Origin of the sequence: Desulfotignum phosphitoxidans DSM 13687, assembly GCF_000350545.1 — a bacterium.
Classification (GTDB): domain Bacteria; phylum Desulfobacterota; class Desulfobacteria; order Desulfobacterales; family Desulfobacteraceae; genus Desulfotignum; species Desulfotignum phosphitoxidans.
The window spans coordinates 48844-70300 of sequence record NZ_APJX01000016.1; the positions used below are offsets into that span (position 1 = coordinate 48844).

The following is a 21457-nucleotide window of genomic DNA, read 5'->3' on the forward strand; positions in this document are numbered from 1 at the left end:
TCATGAAGGAAATCATTAATAAAATTCTCAAAATGTTTCTGATAATCCTGCCGATGGTGGCAGCGGTTTTGGTGGTGGCATACCTGGTGACGCACAAGCCCGGTCCCGCACGGAAACAAGGACAAGAATCAATAAGGCCCCTTCGAGTCATCGAGGTGCCTTATGTGGATTTGGTCCCAAGAGTTGTGGGTTTCGGGGTTGCCGAACCCGGATGGATATGGGAAGCGGTTGCTGAAGTCAGGGGGACCGTCGTGTCCATTCATCCTCGATTGAAATCCGGGGAATTGATAGAAGCCAACAGCGTAGTGATTCAAATAGATCCAACGGAATACGAACTGGCGGTGGCCCGTTTGAAGGCAACTGTTGAAGAAACCCGGGCAAACATCAAAGAACTCGCCGAGGACGAGGAGAATACCAAACAACTGCTTGGAGTGGAGCAGCGATCATTGGCCTTGGCTCAAAAATCCCTTGAACGTAAACTTGAAGCGTTGAAACGCAATGCGATCTCCCAGGACGAGGTGGACCGGGAAGAAAGAAATTATCTTCAGCAAAAACAAAATGTACAGCAATTGAAAAACGCGCTTGCCTTGATCCCCTCAAAACGAAACGCCCTGAATGCGGCACTTGACGTACATCGGTCCAATCTAAAGCAAGCCCGAATTGATTTGGCCAAAACCGTCATCAAAGCGCCATATGATTGCCGGCTCGGTGATGTGGATATTGAAACCGGGCAGTTTTTACGGGCCGGCCAGTCGCTTTTTAAAGCCCACGGGACCGCTGTCACGGAGATCGACGCCCGGTTTCGAGTTGAAGAATTACGAAATCTCTTGAGCGAACAGGTGCGCGGGCGATTTCAGCCGGGGCTGAGTACTGGAGCGTTCAAAGACCTGTTCCGTGATGTCAGCGTGATCATCAGCCTGCAAAGCGGTGACTGGTCAGCTGAATGGGAAGCCCGAATTGACAGAGTCCGGGAGACGGTGGACGTAAAGACCCGAGAAATGAAGGTTGTGGTCGCCGTGGACCGCCCCTATGAGAAAGCCGAACCCGGCGTACGTCCCCCTCTAACAGCAGGCATGTTTTGCCGGGTGGAACTTCAAGGCCCTGCGCGACCAGGGAGCGTGGTTGTGCCTCGATCCGCCATTCACGACAGCAGTGTATTCGTTGTTGACCGGGAACACCGGCTGCAAAAAAAACAGGTGGATGAGGATTTTGCCCAGTCTGAATTTGTCGTCCTCAAATCCGGCCTGTCAGGCGGGGAAATGGTTGTGGTATCCGATCCCTCCCCGGCTATTGTCGGCATGAAAGTCTCGCCTGTATCTGATGACAGTCTGAAACAACACCTGATGGCCTTAAGCCAGGGAAAGAGGGCGAAACAATGATTCGTTTTTTTACCGGACATCCCACCGCGGCCAATCTGCTGATGATCGCATTCCTGGTTGCGGGCGCTCTGACCACGCCCTATATCCTTCGGGAAACGCAACCCGATTTTGCACCCACCGAAGTTGAGGTTCGCATCCGCTATCCCGGTGCCACCGCTCAAGAGGTCGAAGAGGTGGTCTGCCGAAGGGTGGAAGACGCCATTGACGGAATCAATTTTGTGGCGGAAGTCCGCTCTGACGCCCGTGAGGGGATGGCCTCGATTATTGTTGAAATGAGCACGGACGGCGATATCCAGGCATTTTTGAGCGATGTAGAGACCGAAATCGATGCCATCGATGATTTTCCGCAGGAAGTGGAACTCCCCGTCATTTCTCAGCTCGGAAGGACTGATCCCGTGTTAGCTCTGCTTGTCTCCGGCCCCATGACCGTTCCGGATCTCAAGGCCTATTGTGAAGACCTGAAGGAACGGATGCAGGAGGCGGGGGTTTCATTGATAAATATCGAGGGGTTTTCCGATCACCAGCTGCGGGTTTCGCTCTCTGACGCAGCACTGCGTCGAATAGGCCTCAGCGCTTCCCAGGTGGCGGCGATCATCGCCACGCAAAGCAAGGACATCCCCCTGGGCACCATTGAAACTCGTGAAAGAGATATCCTGCTTCGTTTTGTCGATCAGCGTCGAACACCCGCGGCATTGGAGAATCTCATCATTCTGGCCGGTCCGGAAGGCGGAACACTCCGCCTCGGTGACATCGCCAAGGTCGAAGATCTGTTTGAACTCGATGAAGAAAAAATCATGAAAGATGGGAGACGAAATGCGCTTCTGAAAATCGAAAAATCAAAAACCCAGGATGCGATTCGGGTGGCCCAGAAAGTGAAAGCCTTTCTGGAAGACGAGCGAGTGCATCACCCGCAGATGGAATTGACCATCACCCAGGATGAAACAACAATTCTGAAAGACCGTCTCAATATGCTCCTCTCCAACGGCATCCAGGGTCTGTTGCTGGTATTTGGCACCATGTGGCTGTTTTTCAATGTTCGCATCTCCTTTTGGGTAGCCATGGGCCTGCCGGTCTCTTTTCTGGGAGCTTTCATTATTGTTCCTCATTTGGGCCTCAGCATCAATATGTTCACCATGGTTGGCTTGTTGATGGCCCTCGGCTTGCTGATGGATGACGCTATTGTGATTGCGGAAAATATCATGGCCCACAGGCAGCGCGGGAAATCACCGCTCGCAGCCGCAGTCGACGGCACCAAAGAAGTCGCCGCGGGCGTGATATCTTCTCTTATCACGACCATTTGTATCCTGGGCCCCCTGGCCTTTATCGAAGGGCAAATCGGCAAAGTCCTGAAAGTGGTTCCCATGATGCTGATTCTGGTGCTGGTCGTAAGCCTGATCGAAGCCTTTGGGATTCTTCCCGCCCACATCAATCACGCCATGCACGGGTTTGCTCTGAACAAAACAAACCGTTTCAGAAAACGATTTGATGCCTTTTTCAACTGGATGCGAGACCGTCTGGTGGGCGGTTCTGTCGAATTTCTGCTGAAACGGCGCTATCTTTTCCTGACTTCACTGATCGGAGTATTCATCCTTTCATTGGGCATGGTAGCTTCCGGCAAAATTAAGTTCCAGGGGTTTCCGGACCTGGAGGGCGATGTTGTGATGGCCCGGCTGCTGATGCCTCAAGGGACACCGCTTTCAAGGACCGAGGGGGTCGTGGCGCATATTTTGGCTGCTTTGGAGCGGACCAATCAGCGTTTTAAGCCGGATCAGCCCGACCACCAGGATCTGATACAAAATGCCTACGTCCAGTACAACCTGAACACGGAAGCATTTGAAAACGGGCCCCATGTGGCCACCATTACAGTGGATCTGCTGACCGCAGAAAAACGGACCGGCACGGTTGAGGCTTATTTGGCTGGCTGGCGCAAGGAAATAGGCAATCTGCCGGATGTGCTCAGTCTTACTTTGGGCGAGCCGGGATTTGGACCGGGCGGCCGCCCCATTGAAGTACGTCTGCGGGGAAAAGACCTGGATGAAATGAAAAAGGCCGTGACAGACTTGAAGGGCTGGTTCGGCCAATTCGAAGGCGTGGTGAACCTGGCGGACGATTTAAGAACCGGCAAGCCCGAAATCCGTATGCGGATGCGGGAAGAGGCGTATGGTATTGGGATCGACGCGACCGATATCGGCCACCAGCTGCGGGCCGCATTCCAGGGCCTTGTGGCCGATGAAATCCAGGTCGGGCCGGAGTCCTACGAGATAGAGATCCGCTTGGCCGACATGGATCGGAATGATTTACAGGACATTGAAAATTTCAATCTTGTCCTTGCCGACGGAAATCAGGTGCCGCTAAAGGCAGTGGTCACATGGAAAATGGAAAATGGATGGGCACGAATCGCCCGTTTCAACGGTATGCGGGCGGTGACCTTGCGCGGCGATGTGGATACCCGCCTGGTCAACACCAATGAATTGATGAACCTTTTTCGAAAAACTTATCTCACTGAATTCAATCAAACATACCCGGGTTTAAAGCTGGCGATAGCCGGATCTCTCGAAGAAACCAACACCACACAGAAGTCGATGTTCGGAGCCATGGTTATTGGCATTATCGGGATCTTTATCTTGCTCAGCTTTCAGTTCAGGACCTATACCGAACCGCTCATCGTCATGCTGGCCATTCCTTTTTCCCTAATCGGTGTCGTCTGGGGACACGGCCTTATGGGTGTACCCATCAGCATGCCAAGTTTGCTGGGGTTTATAGCCCTGGGTGGTATTGTGGTCAATGATTCCATACTGTTGGTCATCTTTTTGAAAAACGCCCGAAAAGAAGGGCTCGCCATGCATGATGCGGCCGTTCAGGCCAGCAAGGACCGGTTCCGTGCAGTGTTGTTGACTTCGACCACTACCATTGTCGGCCTGCTGCCCTTGTTATTCGAAAGAAGCCTTCAGGCCCAGATACTGATTCCCCTTGTCATCAGCACCTCGTTTGGATTGATGGCGAGCACGGCTCTGGTTCTATTGGCTCTTCCGTGTATGTATTTAATTCTGGGAGATTTCGGGATCGTGGAAAAAATTGGCGAAGAATCAAAGGCTTCTTTTAATAAGAGTGAAGCAGAAGGAAATGCATATGACTCGTAAACGCAACAAACCTTTTGGACTTATGTTAGCTTTTTTGAGTCTCCTCTGGGCGGGGTGCACCGTGGGTCCGGATTATACACCGCCTGAGCCCCGCGCTGACATGGACCAATGGCAACAACCGCCCGAATACGGGTTGGTCGTGTCGCAGGCGGATATCGGTGAGTGGTGGCAAGTCTTTGAGGACCCTCGCTTGAATGAACTGGTGAACCGAGGGCTCTCCGGGAATCTGGATCTGGATATAGCCCGATCCAGGATTCGGGAAGCCAGGGCTGCGCGGGGGATCGAAACAGCGGCACGTTTTCCGGCCGTGACCGCAGCCGGCTCTGCCGCCAAGGTGAAAGAAGGGGATCAACCGACCGGTGAGCTCTATGCGACCGATTTCGACGCTGCCTGGGAAATCGATATCTTCGGAAGGATAACCCGCCGTATTGAGGCCTCTACCGCCGATATGCAGGCATCCATCGAAACGCTGCGCAGTGTCCAGGTCTCCCTGGTGGCGGAACTGGCCCTTAACTATACTGAAGTCCGTTCTTTTCAAAACCGAATTCGCGTGGCTGAAACCAATATCGATGCTCAACGGAAGACACTCCAGATCGTAACGGATCGATTCGACCTTCAGCTGGCAAATTCATTGGAATTGGAGCAGGCCAAATCCAATCTTGCCTCCAGCCAGTCTCAGCTTCCACCGCTTAAGTCGGGTCTGCAGCAAGCCATGAACCGGATAGCTGTGCTGACAGGCGAAAAACCGGGCGTATTAAACGATTTTTTTCATGAGGCATCCCCAATGCCCACAGCACCCCCTGAGATCGCAATCGGTATCCCAGCCGACCTGATCAGAAGACGTCCCGATATCCGTAAGGCTGAACGGGAACTGGCCGCCCAGTCCGCGCGCGTGGGTATCGCAAAAGCGGATTTGTATCCCCGGTTCACATTCAATGGCATATTACAATTCTCCACCACAAGCGCATCCAGCCTTTTCGACAGTATGAGCCGCCTGTTGACGATCGGACCGGCGTTTCAATGGAGCATATTCAATGCCGGTAGCGTCAGAAGTAATATCGAGGTGCAGAGTGAACGGCAAAATCAGGCACTCATCGAATATGAACAGACAATCCTGCAAGCATTGGAGGATGTCGAAAGCGCCATGGTAGCTTACGTGCGCGAGCTGGACCGCAGAGGATCTATGAAAAATATGGTAGAATCGGCAAAAAAATCTGCGAATCTTGCTGAATCATTATACAAGGATGGACTGAGAGACTTCATATATGTTCTCGACGCTCAGCGAACGCTGTTTACTGCGGAAGACAGTCTGGCAATAAGCAGCGCAGAAGTTACAGCCAATCTGATTCGGCTCTACAAAGCGCTCGGCGGTGGATGGAACCCCGCGCACAGGAATTCAAAATAAATAGAAAAGATCAAAATCCATTGATCGGAGACAAAAAATGACAACATCCATAAATCCACAAACTATTTTCAATCAGAACTTTGCCATCGTTGAAAGGCTTCTGCAAATGTACCAGTTGGCTAGTGATTTAAGGCAATCAGACCTTCCAGACTATTTCAAACAGGCTGTGAGCAATTTTTGGGGAGTGCCGGAAAATGCTCAGATCAGATGCGTGGCAAACGACAAAATTGCTATTTTATCTCATTCGGCAATACGCTTTCCTGATGCAAACATGGAAGAAGGCGGAGTCGATTTTCTTCTTAGACAGGCAGTGATTATGACTTGTACCTCTCTTGAGACTTTTTTGTGGGAAACTGTCTGCAAGGTTGTACCGACTCTGTTCCGTCTTCGACGATCAAAGGTCGATGAACGTCTCAAGAACCTGACCTTAACACTGGAAGAATATATTGCTGTTGAAAAATATAACGATCCGGATTTACGCTTGCAAAAAATTATCTTGAGGAATTTCGAAAAAAAAGTCCTCTACGACCTAAAGTCTATTGATCAAATCGCCAACATGTTAGCCATTCGAAATTTTTGGGAACAAGTTGAAGAAACCTGTGGTGAACCTGCCCGGAATTTAAAACGGCTGATCGGTGATCTACTTGCCAGAAGAAACCAAATTACCCATCGAGCTGATCGACCAACTGAACGCATTGATGTTGATGGCCACGGTCTACGAAAAATTACTTTTTCATGGGTAAATATCAGAGTGCAGGCGACAAAAACGTTGGTCTTGGCAATCGATGAGATTATAACAAATTCAGTCGAAGGAATTGACAAATCAATATAAGCTCATAATAAAATTTCCAGGAGGATTCATGAAATTCAGCACACTCAATGAATGCCGGCAGACCATTACTGACGAGGACATTGTCGGGGCCATGAAAAAAATCCCCGGATACCTGGACATCACCCCGTCCGATTTCATGGAGATCTACGGGGTGGCCTACGACCATGCCCTGCACCGGCTGAAACATGCCATCACCGCGGAACAGATCATGACAAGCCAGGTGGTAACGGTTGCGGAGACCGCACCGCTTGCCGAGGTGGTCCGGCTCCTGGCCGACCATGACATCTCCGGGATGCCCGTGATCCAGCCGGACAACACCCTTGCCGGGGTCATCTCTGAAAAGGATTTTCTGTCAAAAATGGGAGGGGGCGGATCTCCTTCTTTCATGCATGTGATCCTGCAATGCCTGGAAAAAAAAGGCTGCATTGCCGCGGATATCAAAAAACTGACAGCCAAAGAGATCATGTCTTCCCCTGCCGTCACCATCTCCGGCACCACCCCGCTGTTTGAAGTGGCAGATATCATGGACCGCCACAACATCAACCGGGTCCCGGTCATTGATGACGCCGGACGGCTGGCAGGGATCGTTGCCAGATCCGATCTGATCCAGACCATGTGTTAATCTGTAAAAAAGGGGGTGATATCGTGTCGGGTTTTTTCCAAAAAATGAAAGGAGGCAGCCAGAGCCCGCCGGGTGTGGGATTTTCCGAAATTGCATGGTCCTGGCTCGGGGCGTTTCTGGGGATCATACCCGTGGCTTTGCTGCATTACCATTTTTTTTCTGACGGAGATCTGGTGTTTCTCATCGGGTCTTTCGGGGCCTCGGCCGTATTGATCTACGGGGCCGTGAGAAGCCCGCTTGCCCAGCCCCGAAACCTGGTGGGAGGGCACCTGATCTCCGCCGTCATCGGGGTGGCGGCCTGGCAGATGCTGGGATCCGCTCCCTGGCTGGCCGCCGCCTTTGCCGTGGCCACGGCCATTGCCGCCATGCATGCCACCAAAACCCTGCATCCGCCGGGCGGGGCCACGGCCCTGATTGCCGTGATCGGCAGTGAAAAAATTCACAGCTTAGGCTTTTTATATGTGTTTTTTCCCGTGCTCACAGGCGTTATCATCATGCTGATCGTGGCACTGGTTGTCAACAACATTGCCGAATCCAGAAAATATCCGGAGTTCTGGTGGTAAACAATTTCACTTAATAGTGTCGAGACATTGGCCATTGCATTCTACCACGAAGAACACGAAGGCCACGAAGTTTGGAAATGAAGGGAATGAGCGATCTTTCTATGATCCTTCGTGCGCTTCGTGCCCTTCGTGGTTCAAAAAAACAGTTTAAAGGAGATATCAAAAAACAGTTTAAAAAAATAATTTTTAAGATTATGATACTACCTTGATCCATATCAAGGAATTAACCGTTCATCTGTACTACGTTAACATCGAACCAAACGTCCGCCGGCTGAAAAAGCCCGATGACCGGTTGACACATAAAGCAACTTAAACGCAACATACAACAAGGAGGCAACACCATGTTCTGTTTTCAATGTCAGGAAACCGCCAAAAACACCGGATGTACCGTCAGGGGCGTGTGCGGGAAAGAAGAAACCACGGCCAATCTCCAGGATCTGTTGATTTTCAATCTTAAAGGCATCTCGGTACTGGCCAAGCAAGGCAAGGCTGCGGGTGTGGACCTGACCCGGGAAGCGGGCCGGTTTGTGACCAAGGCGTTGTTCACCACCATCACCAATGTGAACTTCAATGATGCCAATCTGGTCAAGTGGATCAAAAAAGCCCAGGAATTCAAAAAAACGGTCAAAGATAAAGTGGAAGGTAAAGCTGCCGGCGCCCTGCCCGACGCCGCAGTGTGGTTTTCAGACAATGAGGCCGAATACCAGGAAAAAGCCAAAAAAGTCGGTGTGCTTGCCACGGAAAACGAAGATGTGCGGTCTTTAAGAGAACTGCTCGTTATCGGGCTGAAAGGGATTGCCGCCTATGCCGACCATGCCGCTATTCTGGGCGTGGAAAAAGACGAGATCTATGAATTCATCCTCAATGCCCTGGCCTCCACCACGGAAGACCTGTCCGTGGACGAAATGGTGGGCATGGTATTGAAAGCCGGTGAATGTTCCGTGAACACCATGGCCGCTCTGGACCAGGCCAACACGGGTGCCTACGGCAATCCGGAAATCACGGAAGTCAACCTGGGCGTAGGTACCAACCCCGGCATTCTCATCTCCGGCCATGACCTTAAAGACATGGATGAACTGCTCAAACAGACCGAAGGTACGGGCGTGGATGTCTACACCCACGGCGAAATGCTGCCGGCCAACTACTACCCGGCCTTTAAAAAATATGATCATCTCAAGGGCAATTACGGCAGTTCCTGGTGGCACCAGAACGAGGATTTCGAGACATTCAACGGTGCGATCCTCATGACCACCAACTGCATCATTCCCATTAAAAAGAAAAATACCTACCAGGACCGCATCTTCACCACGGGCGTGGTGTCCTATCCCGGCCTGACCCATATTCCGGACAGGGAAGACGGCAAAGCCAAAGATTTTTCCGAAGTGATTGCATGTGCCAAAAAATGCCAGGCCCCCCAGGAAATCGAAACCGGTACCCTGGTGGGCGGATTTGCCCACAACCAGGTTCTGGCCCTGGCCGACAAGGTGGTGGATGCCGTGAAATCCGGCGCCATCAAACGGTTCATCGTCATGGCCGGATGTGACGGCCGCATGAAAAACCGGGCCTATTTCACGGAAGTAGCGGAAAAACTGCCCAAAGACACCGTGATCCTTACAGCCGGGTGCGCCAAGTACCGGTACAACAAACTGGATCTGGGCGACATCGGCGGCATCCCCAGAGTGCTGGATGCCGGGCAGTGCAACGACTGTTACTCTCTGGCTGTCATCGCCCTGAAGCTCAAGGATGTGTTCGGCGCAGGCCATATCAACGATTTGCCCATCTCCTTTGACATCGGGTGGTACGAGCAGAAAGCAGTGGCCGTGCTGCTGGCCCTGTTGCACTTAGGTGTCAAGGGGATCCGCTTAGGGCCCACACTGCCGGCTTTTGTATCCCCGGCCGTGCTCAACGTCCTGGTGGAAAACTTTGATATCAAACCCACGGGTGATGTGGACGAAGACATCGCCGCCATGATGGCCGGCAACTGATCTGGTTCATCATTGAAAAATCCATGAATGTCTGACCGCCGCCGGCTAAGAAGGCGGCGGTCAAACATTTACGCGTTCTGCTGGATATATTTTTCTTGACAAATAACAGCTTTCTGTTCTAACACAATGTGGTAGATGAAGCGGAAAGGGGGCCGCCTCTGTAAAGAAAACATTGTGAAACATTTTAGCGACAAACCCATTTTCGTTCTGGTACTGACCGCTTTGCTCATTGCCTTTATCGGCGGACTGGTTGATCAATTGCTGCCGGTTGTACGCTGGGAGGCAGTGTCGTTCCACCTGGTCATTGAGGCCCTGGGAGCACTGGCTGCCCTGATGATGGCCGCCTTTCTTCTCATGATCCGCCATGACCGCAACAACCAGGACCATTATATCTGGATTGCCGCCGGTCTGATCGGCATGGGCCTGCTCCACGGCTTTCATGCCTGGGCTGTTGCCGGTTTGATCCACACGGGTCTGCTTGGTGATGGCCGCGCTGCAACACTGCCGGGTCACGGCTGTGTCTGGCTGCAATGCACGGCCACGCTGGTTGGCGGTGTTTTGTTTGCCCTGGTCTGGCTGCCGGCACATGCTGCCCGTTCCAGGTGGGCCTGGATCATCCTTTGGAGTACGGCAATTGCCGCCACGGTGTTTGGGGTGGTGACAGTTGCATTCCCGTCCATTCTTCCAATGATGATTATCGCAGGGGAATTCATCCCTGCCGCCAGAAGTTTTAATTTCATCGGCGTAGGGCTTTTTCTTGCGACGATGGTGCGTTTCAGTCTTCGATACCAGGCGGATAAAACCGGAGATGATCTTATATTTGCGGTTCTGTGCCTGTTCTTCGGCCTGGCCACCCTGCTGTTTTCCATGTCCGGCATCTGGTCGTCCAACTGGTGGCTGTGGCATTTCATACGGCTGGGTATTGCCCTTATCGCCCTGGGATATGTGCTGCTGCTTTTCCGACAGACCCGGGCCGCGCTTTTCAACCGGAACCGGGAACTGCGTTTCAGAAACCGCATCCTTGAAATTTTTGTCACCCGCAGCCATGACCGGATATTCCCGGAGGTGCTGAAGGTGGTTCTGGAGGCTGGGAAAAGCCGTTACGGCTTTTTTGGATACCTCAACAACGAGGCTGATCTGGTGGTGCCTGCCATGACCCGGGAGGTCTGGGACAGGTGCCGGGTTTCAAAAAAGACACATGTTTTTCCCAGAAAGACCTGGGATGACAGCAGCTGGCCCCGGGCCGTCAGGGAAAAAAGAACGGTTTATACCAACGATCCGGTATGCCGGGTGCCGGCAGGACACATTCCCATCATCCGCCATATGTCTTTGCCCATCATATTCCAGGACAAGGTCATCGGTATTTTCCAGGTGGCCAACAAAAAGAGCGGTTACACAGCAGAGGATATCAGGATGCTGGAGCAGCTGGCCGGATATGTCGCTCCGCTGCTCAACGCCAGGCAGGAAAAAATGCAGGCCCAGGACATGGTCGCCAATGTTCTTGATGCCGTTGACGCAGGCTTTATCATTGTCAACCGCAATTTTGAGATCATCTCTGCCAACCCGGCATTTGCAGAATCTGTGAACAGGCCCTTAGGAGAGATTGTCAACCGGCATTGCTATAAAATCTCGCATCAGATTGACCAGCCCTGCTACATGCACGGCTGCGACTGCGCGGTAAAGCATGTATTTGATTTTGGTAACCCACACCACAGCACCCTGCATACCCATCACACGGCCCAGGATAATCCCGTCTATGTGGAGACCAAGGCCTTTCCCATGACCAGAAACGATCTGGGCGAGGTGGAAACCGCTGCTGAAATTGCCGTGGATGTCACGGAAAAGAAACAGCGCGAAGCGGATATCCACAACCTGGCTTTTTTTGATCCCCTGACCGGCCTGCCCAACCGCCGTCTGCTCCGGGACCGGCTGGAACAGGCTCTTGTCTCTGGTGAACGTTCCAGACATTACGGGGCGGTCCTGTTTTTGGACCTGGATCACTTCAAGACAGTGAACGATACCAGGGGCCATGATGTGGGTGATCAGCTGCTGATCGAGACAGCCGGCCGTCTGCGGACTCTGATGCGCGGGGACGATACGGTGTCCCGCCAGGGCGGTGATGAATTTGTGGTGCTCCTCAAGGACCTGGATGAGGATGAAAAAACGGCGGTCACCCGGTCCTGGCATGTGGCTGAAAAGATCCGTTCTTTTTTAGACCGGCCGGTAACGCTTGGCGGCCACCAACACTTTCTGACGGCAAGTATCGGCATCAGTCTGTTTTGCGGCCACGACACCCCGGTTGAAGAGCTGTTCAAACGGGCTGACACGGCCATGTATGCGGCCAAGGATGCCGGCCGCAACACCGTGCGCTTTTTTGACCCGGCCATGCAGGTGGCGCTGGAAGCGGCAACCACCCTGGAGACAGATCTGCGCGAGGCCACTGCGCAGGGACAGTTTGTCCTCCACTACCAGCCACAGGTAGAAGAAGACGGGCGGATCATCGGTGCCGAGGCGCTGCTGCGCTGGGCCCATCCTGACCGCGGCATGGTTCCGCCTGGTGAGTTCATCCCCCTGGCTGAAAAAACCGGGCTGATCCTGCCCATCGGTCACTGGGTCCTGGAGGAGGCCTGCCGCCGGCTGGCAGCCTGGGCACATATTCCTGGTGCCGGCAGCCTCGGTCTGGCGGTCAATGTCAGCGCTTACCAGTTCCGGCAGCCCGGTTTTGTCAAGGATGTGCAGCAGGTTATCGCCGCCACGGGGGCGGATCCGGCCCGGCTCAAGCTGGAGCTGACCGAGTCTCTGGTGCTGGAAAATGTCGCAGACACCATAGCCAGGATGGCAAAACTCAAGACCCTGGGCATCGGTTTTTCCATGGATGATTTCGGCACGGGATACTCGTCTCTTTCCCAGCTGAAACACCTGCCCCTGGAGCAGTTGAAGATTGACCGCTCCTTTATCAAAGATCTTGGCACCAGCCCTCAGGAGGGTGCCATTGTTAAAACCATCATCGCCATGGGCCGCACCCTGGGCCTTCACGTCATTGCCGAAGGCGTGGAAAACCAAACCCAGCTGAACTTTCTCATCTCCGCCGGGTGCCGGGCCTGCCAGGGGTATCTGTTCAGCCGGCCCGTGCCGGAAGCTTTGTTTCTGGATCTGCTTGCAGCCGGGGGAATCATCAGGGTTAAGGCAAATGCCGCTGATAAACAGGCCGCAAAAACCGGTGTAAAAGAAACACACCAGGGAAAAAATCATGTTTAGATACCGTTCCCTCACAGCAAAGTTTATATTCATAACCCTCATCATGGTAGTGACACTTGTCTCATATTTTTATACAGACTTCAAATTGATGAACCACATCAACGGTGAAACTATCAGGATTGAGATGGCCGTCAAACTGCGCATGCTCACCGTTCAGATAAAACACAGTGCCCAGGCAATGCTTGATCCAGACGTATCGTCTGAAAACAGAGAAAAATACGTGGACAGGTTAACGGCTGCGGTAAATGAATATGAACAGATACTTTACCGCCTGGGCCAGGGGAGTGAAAAACTCGGACTGGAACTGCTGGATGAACATTATACAGAGGCACGATCACAGCTCGATCATCTGTCTGATCAATGGCAGAAGCTCCAGAAACCACTTCTGCTCAAGATAACAAAGTGGCCTTCTGAAAAAAAAGATAAAGCATGTGCGGCATGTCACACAGCGTTCAAGGACAAACCAGAGGATATAGACGTATTTGTGAAATCACTTGTGGTACATGAAGAAAAGGAAATAGCCTATTACAATATCATCAAGGGGATCATTCTGGCCGTTCTTGTTTCAGGGGCAGGTTTTGTTGTCATTTATGTGCGACATACCATTATTAAACCTGTGCGGCACCTGCTTACAGCTGCCGATAAAATCGAACAAGGGGTTCTGGACACACAGATTGCTGTGACAACCAAAGATGAGATAGGAGACCTTTCCCGAAAATTCAACCAAATGGCGGCAACCCTCAGCAAAAATCATATGGAACAAAAAAAGACCGAGGCAATGATCAGGCAGAATCTGCAGGTTCAGGATATATTGAACGCTCTGCTCAAGATTTCTCTGGAAAAAATTCCTCTGGAAAAAATCCTGGAAAAAGCCCTTGATATTATCCTGTCTGTTCCGTTTCTTCCGATCAAACCCCAGGGCGGTATTTTTCTTGTCAAAGATGAACCGGATGTGCTGGTTCTTGCTGCACAAAAAGGATTTACAGCACCGATTCAAACCCCCTGTGCCAGGGTTCCCTTTGGAAAATGTTTGTGCGGCCAGGCGGCATCATGCAGGCAGATACAGTTTGCCGACTGTATCGATGACCACCATGACATCCATTATGACGGGATGACTTCCCACGGGCATTATAATGTCCCGATTCTGTCCATGGGCAGGGTGCTGGGGGTATATGTGGTTTACCTGTCAGAGGGTCACCAGCAGCTGGACAAAGAGAGTGTGTTTTTAGAGTCCGTGGCTGACACACTGGCTGGAATTATTGAACGCACACAGGCAGAAGACAGACTGGATCAACACAGCAAAGCGCTTTTGTCACTGGCAGATGCTTCTGCTGAGATTATCTGTGCTGACACAGTATCGCCACTTTTTTCTATGATATGTGATACAGCCGTGAAAATTGCCGGTTTGAAAATGGCATGGCTCGGGCTGGTGGATCCGGGGCCGAACCATGATGTCACGCCTGCGGCACATTCAGAATGCAGTGTATCGGAAAGTTTTGTTTGCTGTGGTAACATCACGCCTGTGGCACATACAGGCATTGAAAAAGATTTTTTGTCAGTTATGACAATGGTATCTGAAAATATCCCTGCTGACAAAACCCCCTGCAAGATAGCCGTAAAAACAAAAAAACCATACCTGCTGACAGCTGATCATCCGGATTTTGCCCCGTGGCGAAAAGATGCCGAAAAAAGAAACTATGCAGCTATCCTGGGGGTGCCCCTTGTCTTTACAAGCGGAAAGTGTATCGGCGCCCTGATCTGTTACAGTGAGAGACCCGGTTTTTTCATACAGGACCGGGTTAAAATCCTTCAGATCTTTGCCGGCCATGCAGCCATAGCAATTGAAAACAGACGGCTGATAGACGGGCTTGAAAACACGATAGAAAAAAGGACAAAACAGATCGAGGAGGTAAACCTCAAGCTCAAGGCCCTGGTCACAGAATTAAAAGCAAAAAACAAGGAGGCGGAAAAATTAATGATTCAGGCTGAGGCAGCCAACAGGGCAAAATCCGATTTTCTTGCCAATATGAGCCATGAACTGAGAACCCCGCTCAATTCCATTATAGGGTTTTCAGAGGTCATCAGAGACGGCATGGCAGGAACGGTAACAGATGAACAAGAACAATACCTGAACGATATCTGGGAAAGCGGAAGACACCTTCTGAGATTAATCAATGATATCCTTGATCTTTCAAAAATCGAAGCTGGAAAAATGCAGCTGGAAATTTCGAAAATTTCAATTGCGGATCTGATTGGCAGCAGCCTTGAAATGGTCAGAGAAAAAGCGATGAAGCATGGTGTAAGCCTGACATCGGAACCAGATGAAGATATCGGAACTGTCACAGCAGATGAGATCAAAATAAAACAGGTGTTGCTCAATCTTTTAAGCAATGCCTTGAAATTTACGCCTGAAGGGGGTTTTACAACTGTGAAGGCACGCAGAATCACCGATGCACAAATCGAGATCTCTGTCATTGACACCGGAATCGGGATTGCTCAAAAAGATATGGAAAAATTATTCCGGCCATTTGAACAGATTGAATCATTCTTGACCAAGAAACACGAGGGCACAGGACTTGGCCTGAAGCTCTGCAAGGATATTGTGGCACTTCATGGCGGAAGAATCTGGGCAGAAAGCACACCTGGTCAAGGAAGCAGATTTGTGTTTGTGATTCCGGTAACACAGGTGGATCATGAAGAAAATATTGATCATAGAGGATAATGAAAAAAATCTGAAACTGTTCAGTATCATAACCAGGTCCCTTGGTTATGAAATCCTGACTGCCGAAAACGGCGCTAAAGGGGTGGCAATTGCCAAAAAAGAGTTTCCCCGCCTTGTCCTTATACTCATGGATATCCAGATGCCCGTGATGGATGGGATCACGGCATTGAACATGCTCAAGTCTGACCAGAGAACAGCAGGTATCCCTGTGATTGCCCTTACCTCCTTTGCCATGGCCGGAGACAGAAAACGCCTGCTCGCTGAAGGATTTACCGGTTACATATCAAAGCCCATTGATAAAAACCAATTTTTAAAATCTGTTAAAAAGACAATCAAGGTATCCAAATGATTCAAGAGCATATGAAAAAAAAGGCAACCATTCTTGTTGTCGATGATGAAGAAAAAAACCTGAGGCTGATGGAGGCCATATTAAAGCATTACGGCTATTGCCTTGAAACCGCTCAAGACGGACTCAAAGCATTGAACAGGGCCAAAGAAATTTTGCCCGACTTGATTTTCCTTGATATCATGATGCCCGGGATGGACGGTTACGAGACCTGCAAAGAGCTCAGAAAAGACCCTGCCACCCGGTTCATCCCTGTTGTGATGGTCACTGCCCTCACTGATCAGGAATCGAAAAACAGAGGTCTTGAGGCAGGTGCAACCGAATTTCTCACAAAGCCTGTTGACAAGGCAGAGCTGTTAATCAGAACAAAAAATATTCTGAAGGTCAAAGAATTTGAGGATTTTCTGCAGCAGTACAATGAAACCCTTGAGACTGAAGTGAAGGAAAGAACGGCGGAACTCAAGAAAAGTTATGTGGATACCATTGACAGGCTTACCGTTGTATCAGAATACAAAGATGAGGATACGGCCAGCCATATAAAAAGAGTCGGATTATACTGTGCGCTCATTGCCCGGAGTCTTGGCTGGTCTGAAGAGGATGAGGAGACGATTCTCTATGCCAGTCCCATGCATGATATCGGCAAGATAGGGATTCCATCCGATATCCTCCTTAAACCGGCACGGCTCAATCCGGAAGAGTTTGCCCTGATGAAAACCCATACCACCATCGGTGGAAGAATTCTTGAGGGATCATCATCGAAAATTCTCCGGATGGGTGAAAAAATTGCTGTATCACATCACGAAAGATGGGATGGAACCGGTTACCCAAAGGGCATCAAAGAAGATGAGATCCCGATTGAAGGACTGATTATGAATATTGCCGACCAGTATGATGCGCTGCGGAGCAGAAGACCCTATAAACCGCCTTTTGAACACAAGAAAACCGTTAAAATAATCCTGGAAGGAGATGGGAGGACCATGCCCTCGCATTTTAACCCCCTTGTTCTTGAGGCTTTCAGTAACATGCATAAACAGTTTGAAAATATCTATAAAATGCAAAGGGTTTCGCCCCACGGCGGGTAATCCGTGACCATTTGGCGGAAACGGCAGTATTGCCAAATCCGCCAAATGCCGATTTATCCTTGTACAGTCAGGCCACAAACGATATAAACCCCATAGATAAAATAGTAGTATCCGGAATTGACCAGCGGCTCTGTTCAACAACGTTTTATCAATAACCCCCTTGCCAGAACAACTTTACTGTCAGTAACAAAGAATTTTGATGAACCAAACAGTCTTGGGCTACCTGTGGGCGGGACTATTGATAAAACGCTTTTCGTTATATGGAAAAAGATTAAAAAGCCGTACAACATATATTTACCGGATTAGTGCCTTACTCTTCAGTTTCTGTTAAAAAAACAAGAAAATGAAGAGGGGCAACTGGGTTGCGGGTTTCCCGCGTTAGTAGAAATGAACTAAATTGACTCTGAAGGAGATTATTATGCTTGATTTAAAACCAGAGGAAATTCCAAGTGATCAGGAATTGCGTAGCAAAGTTATGAATTACCTCGAAAAAAATTCTAAATTTCGCCAGGCCAACAAGGTTTTGTTTGCTCATCCCTCTCCTTTTTATTGGAGAGAAAAGGATATAGACCTTAACAGGTTCATAGAAGAAAGAGAGTTTTTGAGAACTTATAAAAACGTCGATAAAAATACAAATTTGTATGTTTCAATACCATTTTGTTTGAAAACGAACCCTTCAAAGTGTGGTTATTGTCTATTCCCTTCACATGATTTTACAAATTACGGGGAAGTGGAAAAGTATCTTATGAGCCTTGAAAAGGAATCTATAATATATGCTGATAAATTTGATAATAAATGTAACCTTGCCTCCGTATATTTTGGCGGGGGGACACCAAATATTCTTAAAGCTAAAGATTACCCTAAACTTATTGGTATTGTGAAAAATATTTTTAGTGATTTTCCTGAAGATATTGAAATGACACTCGAAGGGATTCCAGCACTTTTCACTGAGAAAAAGCTGAAAAGTATTAGAGACTGTGGAATCAAAAGAATTAGCATGGGTGTTCAACAACTTAATGACGAACTTATTAAATACAGTGGAAGAAAACAGACAAAGCGCCAGGTTTTAGATGTCATTGGTTGGTGTGAAAAAATCGGGCTGGAGCTTAGTGTTGATTTGATTTATGGATGGCCTGAACAAAACGAAGAATCTCTTTTAAATGACCTTAAGGTAATTGTCGATCAAGGTGTTAAACATATTACCCATTATGAATTAAATATAGCAGGCAAGTATTGCCCAAGCTATTTTGCTCAAAACCTGAAAGATAAAATTCCTTCAATTGAAGATACTATAAATCTTTATCATTCTTCAAAAAACTTCCTTCTTTCAAAAGGCTATAAACAGCTTACAAGCTATGATTTTATGAAAGATGACGGGAATGATGAGAATTTTCTTTTTGAAAAAAATGTACGGAATGTTCTGAGCTATGACAACGAAAGAGGCTTTGTGGGTACAGACATGCTGGGGTTGGGATTTGGTGCTCTCAATTGCTTAACGGGAACTTTTGAAAAACCCGGTACAATTTATATCAACCATATTGACTTGGAAAAATATTATTCATGTATTGAAAAGGATAACCTACCTTTTATGACAGGGTATCTATATGAGGATAAAGATTTGAAGCTTGCTGTCCTCTTTCATATGATTCAATCTCTTTGTATTGATGTTAAAATATGTGAAAAGCTCTTTAATACAAATGTTGTTGATGATTATAGTCATATATGGAAGGTTTTGACGGAAATGGGCTGGATTAAAATTAAAGATGGGAACATTCATTTTATAAATAATGGAGAATTTAGAACACCACTCATTCAGGGACTCATTGCGAATGAAAGAAAAAAAGAAATTGAAGTCGCTATTTCCTGATTTTAAAGTTTTTCGTGAGAAAAAAACGCGAAAAGAATTGATCCCTTATCAAGAACAATAAGAAGAAAAGATGATGGAAAAGACTCTCCCTAGACCGATACTTATTAAAAGTAAAAATCATAGTAAAATAGCTCTTTACCATTACGCAAATCCAACAAGTAATTTTTTACCTGTAATTTTAACACATGGGACATTTTCAAACGCAATTATTTGCGCGAAGCTTGCGGAATTTTTAAATTTTAATGGGTTTGAGTGCTGGATTTACGAATGGGTTGGACATGGGAATAGCAAATACGGATCCTTTTTTCCGGATGCAGAAGATTTTGCCTTAAATGACGTTCCTGCTGTGATTCAAAAGGTACTTACACTGACTAATAAGAAATCCTGTATTTGGGTTGCCCATAGTGGAGGTGGATTTTTGCCGTTTATATATATGGCAAGAAATCTTCATCAGCAGTATGCAATAGAACGACTTGTGGGAATAGGATCACAAGCTTTTGGTGTAGGCAAAACGTGTTTTGGTCAAGTAATTACACGAACGATTCCGATCATTAATCGATTTTTTGGTAAAGTACCAGGTCCGTTTTTTGGGCTGGGACCCGAAGATGAAATTTCGGGATTCTTAAATCAATGGTGCCAATGGAACCGTTCTGGAAAATGGATAGGAAAAGACGGCTTTAACTATTACAAGGCAATGAAGGACATTCACTTGCCAACTTTATTGATATCAGGGAGAAATGATATCATAGCACCACCCGATGGGTGCCGAAAAATGCTTAAGCCTTTAGGCAGTACACAAAAGAAAATCATTGTTTGCTCAAAAGCAGCGGGTTACTTAGAAAATTATAACCATCCAAGATTGATTGCCAGTAAAAATGCAAAGGCAGAAATATGGCCTATCGTACTTCAGTTCGTTAAGAATAAAGAAAGGGGCATAGGGGGGCTGGTGTCTTGAAAATGGGGAAGCGTTTTTAAGATGGCGGGAGACCCAGCTATAATATTGACTCGGCAAATGTTTACATGACATTTTGTCTGTAATTTGCCTTAAAAGGGGGATGAAAAAAAATGATTAAAAAAACAGTCCTGTTATTACTGACTTTTGCAATGCTTTCCTTTAGTGAAGCAACTCCTGAAGAAACCTATTCATTAACGGTAAAATCAGTAGGATTCAGGAATTCTGAAGGAGAGATTCTGTTTGCATTGTACAACAAAGATGGCTCCATTCCGGATGAGAAATACAAGAATTATTTCAAAAAGGGTGTCTCGCAAATTGATAAAAATGGCACAGCCACTTTTATTTTTACAGATTTACCAAAAGGAAGTTACGCCGTAAATATTTTACACGATGAAAATAAAAACGGAAAAATAGACAAGAAATTCCTTCTGCCAATTCCAAGTGAGGGCATCGGGTTTTCAAATTATGAATCCATTGGAATGTCAGATCGCCCTAATTTTTCTAAAGCGAGTTTTTTAGTAAAATCTGATATGGAAAAAGTTATAAAAGTAATTTATCTGTAATGAAACTTGATAGCCGCCTACATCAAATCGGGTAATTTGGCGTATTTCAGCATTTTTCAGACCAGGCGCACCTTTTCGTGCACGTTCCATCAAAATGCTAACGCAAAACTACATGGGAGGGGGGAGTATGTCAATGTTTGGGTTTCAGTTTTGATGGATGCAGCCTTAAAAGGGGCATGAAAAAAAATGACGCCCGAAAACTGAGCACAGAAGCTCAACAAGAAATTCGTTATCAGGTTGTCCAGCTAAAAAAACAGTTGTTGTAGGATAGGGCAAGATTATCGAGACCGGCCTGGTCATCGGAAAAGATCCAGTCACCGATATAAACATGGAAACCTGAATGGCGCCATGAAAGCAGATTCTCGATAACGGCGTCCGTTATTTTGCCCTCTTTTTTGAGCATCTTGAGAACCTCATAAAAGAAAAAATAAATCCTCAGCCGTTTGGGAATACTGAATACCCATTGCCGGTGGGGCACATCCTTGAGCACAGACGATACATAACCATTTAGGAAAAATGGCAGCATTGCCAAATTTCCTTCCATGAGAAGGCTTTTGTCAAGGACAAATTCGTTCACGAATTATCCTTTCCCTCCATCCAACAAGTCTCGACCGTCACGCTTCCATCCGCACTCTTTTGTGGGGCTGCCATTTGCCCCGGTGCATGTTAATATCCGTGGGCAGGAGCTGCTATCTAAATGACGCAATCGTTGCACGTCAGCGGCGACTGACTGTTGCA

The 21457-nt window shown here is 48.4% G+C and carries 16 protein-coding genes; 15 read left to right on the plus strand and 1 reads right to left on the minus strand.

Annotated elements, in window-relative coordinates; genetic code table 11:
• Positions 1–2: 2 nt before the first annotated feature.
• From DPO_RS22280 to DPO_RS22345, 15 genes are all read left to right on the plus strand, one after another.
• The gene (locus DPO_RS22280; RefSeq protein ID WP_006968645.1) at positions 3–1379 is read left to right on the plus strand and encodes an efflux RND transporter periplasmic adaptor subunit; all 1377 of its coding nucleotides are present in this window, start codon (positions 3–5) and stop codon (positions 1377–1379) included.
• On the plus strand, positions 1376–4519 hold the full coding sequence (locus DPO_RS22285) for an efflux RND transporter permease subunit (protein WP_006968646.1): 3144 nt from the start codon (positions 1376–1378) through the stop codon (positions 4517–4519). Before DPO_RS22280 ends, DPO_RS22285 begins: the two co-directional genes overlap by 4 nt.
• Positions 4509–5924, plus strand: a complete 1416-nt coding sequence (locus tag DPO_RS22290; RefSeq protein WP_006968647.1) for an efflux transporter outer membrane subunit — start codon at positions 4509–4511, stop codon at positions 5922–5924. The genes DPO_RS22285 and DPO_RS22290 overlap by 11 nt, the downstream gene beginning before the upstream one ends.
• 37 nt (positions 5925–5961) lie before the next feature.
• Positions 5962–6756, plus strand: a complete 795-nt coding sequence (locus DPO_RS22295; protein WP_006968648.1) for a HEPN domain-containing protein — start codon at positions 5962–5964, stop codon at positions 6754–6756.
• A 28-nt stretch (positions 6757–6784) separates the two neighbouring features.
• Positions 6785–7378 carry a CBS domain-containing protein gene (locus DPO_RS22300; protein WP_006968649.1) on the plus strand — a complete coding sequence of 198 codons (594 nt, stop codon included), beginning with the start codon at positions 6785–6787 and terminating at the stop codon, positions 7376–7378.
• Between the two features lie 23 nt (positions 7379–7401).
• Complete coding sequence (locus DPO_RS22305) at positions 7402–7941, plus strand: HPP family protein (RefSeq protein ID WP_006968650.1); 540 nt, start codon at positions 7402–7404, stop codon at positions 7939–7941.
• 86 nt (positions 7942–8027) lie between these two features.
• Positions 8028–8150: a hypothetical protein gene (locus DPO_RS26530; RefSeq protein ID WP_268870654.1), complete on the plus strand. Its 123-nt coding sequence runs from the start codon at positions 8028–8030 to the stop codon at positions 8148–8150.
• A 132-nt stretch (positions 8151–8282) separates the two neighbouring features.
• Entirely contained in the window at positions 8283–9926 is a 1644-nt protein-coding gene (hcp, locus tag DPO_RS22310; protein WP_006968651.1) for a hydroxylamine reductase, read from the plus strand.
• A gap of 174 nt (positions 9927–10100) precedes the next feature.
• Positions 10101–13184 (plus strand): EAL domain-containing protein, encoded by a 3084-nt coding sequence (locus DPO_RS22315; protein WP_201765665.1) that lies wholly within the window; start codon positions 10101–10103, stop codon positions 13182–13184.
• Positions 13185–13308: 124 nt separating this feature from the next.
• Positions 13309–15906, plus strand: coding sequence for an ATP-binding protein (locus DPO_RS24230; protein ID WP_160166945.1), 2598 nt, complete (start codon positions 13309–13311; stop codon positions 15904–15906).
• The gene (locus DPO_RS22325) at positions 15878–16255 is read left to right on the plus strand and encodes a response regulator (RefSeq protein WP_006968654.1); all 378 of its coding nucleotides are present in this window, start codon (positions 15878–15880) and stop codon (positions 16253–16255) included. The genes DPO_RS24230 and DPO_RS22325 overlap by 29 nt, the downstream gene beginning before the upstream one ends.
• 11 nt (positions 16256–16266) lie before the next feature.
• On the plus strand, positions 16267–17334 hold the full coding sequence (locus DPO_RS22330; RefSeq protein ID WP_040012255.1) for a response regulator: 1068 nt from the start codon (positions 16267–16269) through the stop codon (positions 17332–17334).
• A gap of 418 nt (positions 17335–17752) precedes the next feature.
• Positions 17753–19201, plus strand: a complete 1449-nt coding sequence (locus DPO_RS22335) for a coproporphyrinogen-III oxidase family protein (RefSeq protein WP_006968656.1) — start codon at positions 17753–17755, stop codon at positions 19199–19201.
• Positions 19202–19271: 70 nt separating this feature from the next.
• Positions 19272–20156 carry an alpha/beta fold hydrolase gene (locus DPO_RS22340; protein ID WP_152427791.1) on the plus strand — a complete coding sequence of 295 codons (885 nt, stop codon included), beginning with the start codon at positions 19272–19274 and terminating at the stop codon, positions 20154–20156.
• A gap of 110 nt (positions 20157–20266) precedes the next feature.
• Entirely contained in the window at positions 20267–20719 is a 453-nt protein-coding gene (locus DPO_RS22345) for a DUF2141 domain-containing protein (RefSeq protein ID WP_006968658.1), read from the plus strand.
• Positions 20720–20951: 232 nt separating this feature from the next.
• Here DPO_RS22345 and DPO_RS22350 read toward each other — a convergent pair whose 3' ends face one another.
• Positions 20952–21245 (minus strand): transposase, encoded by a 294-nt coding sequence (locus DPO_RS22350; RefSeq protein WP_006968659.1) that lies wholly within the window; start codon positions 21243–21245, stop codon positions 20952–20954.
• Positions 21246–21457 lie beyond the last annotated feature (212 nt).

Coding starts and splice junctions, on each gene's coding strand:
- DPO_RS22285 (WP_006968646.1), top strand. CDS start 1,376: ATGATTCGTTTTTTTACCGGACATCCCACCGCGGCCAATCTGCTGATG.
- DPO_RS22345 (WP_006968658.1), top strand. CDS start 20,267: ATGATTAAAAAAACAGTCCTGTTATTACTGACTTTTGCAATGCTTTCC.
- DPO_RS22325 (WP_006968654.1), top strand. CDS start 15,878: ATGAAGAAAATATTGATCATAGAGGATAATGAAAAAAATCTGAAACTG.
- DPO_RS26530 (WP_268870654.1), top strand. CDS start 8,028: ATGAGCGATCTTTCTATGATCCTTCGTGCGCTTCGTGCCCTTCGTGGT.
- DPO_RS22300 (WP_006968649.1), top strand. CDS start 6,785: ATGAAATTCAGCACACTCAATGAATGCCGGCAGACCATTACTGACGAG.
- hcp (WP_006968651.1), top strand. CDS start 8,283: ATGTTCTGTTTTCAATGTCAGGAAACCGCCAAAAACACCGGATGTACC.
- DPO_RS22335 (WP_006968656.1), top strand. CDS start 17,753: ATGCTTGATTTAAAACCAGAGGAAATTCCAAGTGATCAGGAATTGCGT.
- DPO_RS22290 (WP_006968647.1), top strand. CDS start 4,509: ATGACTCGTAAACGCAACAAACCTTTTGGACTTATGTTAGCTTTTTTG.
- DPO_RS22295 (WP_006968648.1), top strand. CDS start 5,962: ATGACAACATCCATAAATCCACAAACTATTTTCAATCAGAACTTTGCC.
- DPO_RS22280 (WP_006968645.1), top strand. CDS start 3: ATGAAGGAAATCATTAATAAAATTCTCAAAATGTTTCTGATAATCCTG.
- DPO_RS24230 (WP_160166945.1), top strand. CDS start 13,309: ATGGCCGTCAAACTGCGCATGCTCACCGTTCAGATAAAACACAGTGCC.
- DPO_RS22350 (WP_006968659.1), bottom strand. CDS start 21,245: ATGCTGCCATTTTTCCTAAATGGTTATGTATCGTCTGTGCTCAAGGAT.
- DPO_RS22330 (WP_040012255.1), top strand. CDS start 16,267: ATGAAAAAAAAGGCAACCATTCTTGTTGTCGATGATGAAGAAAAAAAC.
- DPO_RS22340 (WP_152427791.1), top strand. CDS start 19,272: ATGATGGAAAAGACTCTCCCTAGACCGATACTTATTAAAAGTAAAAAT.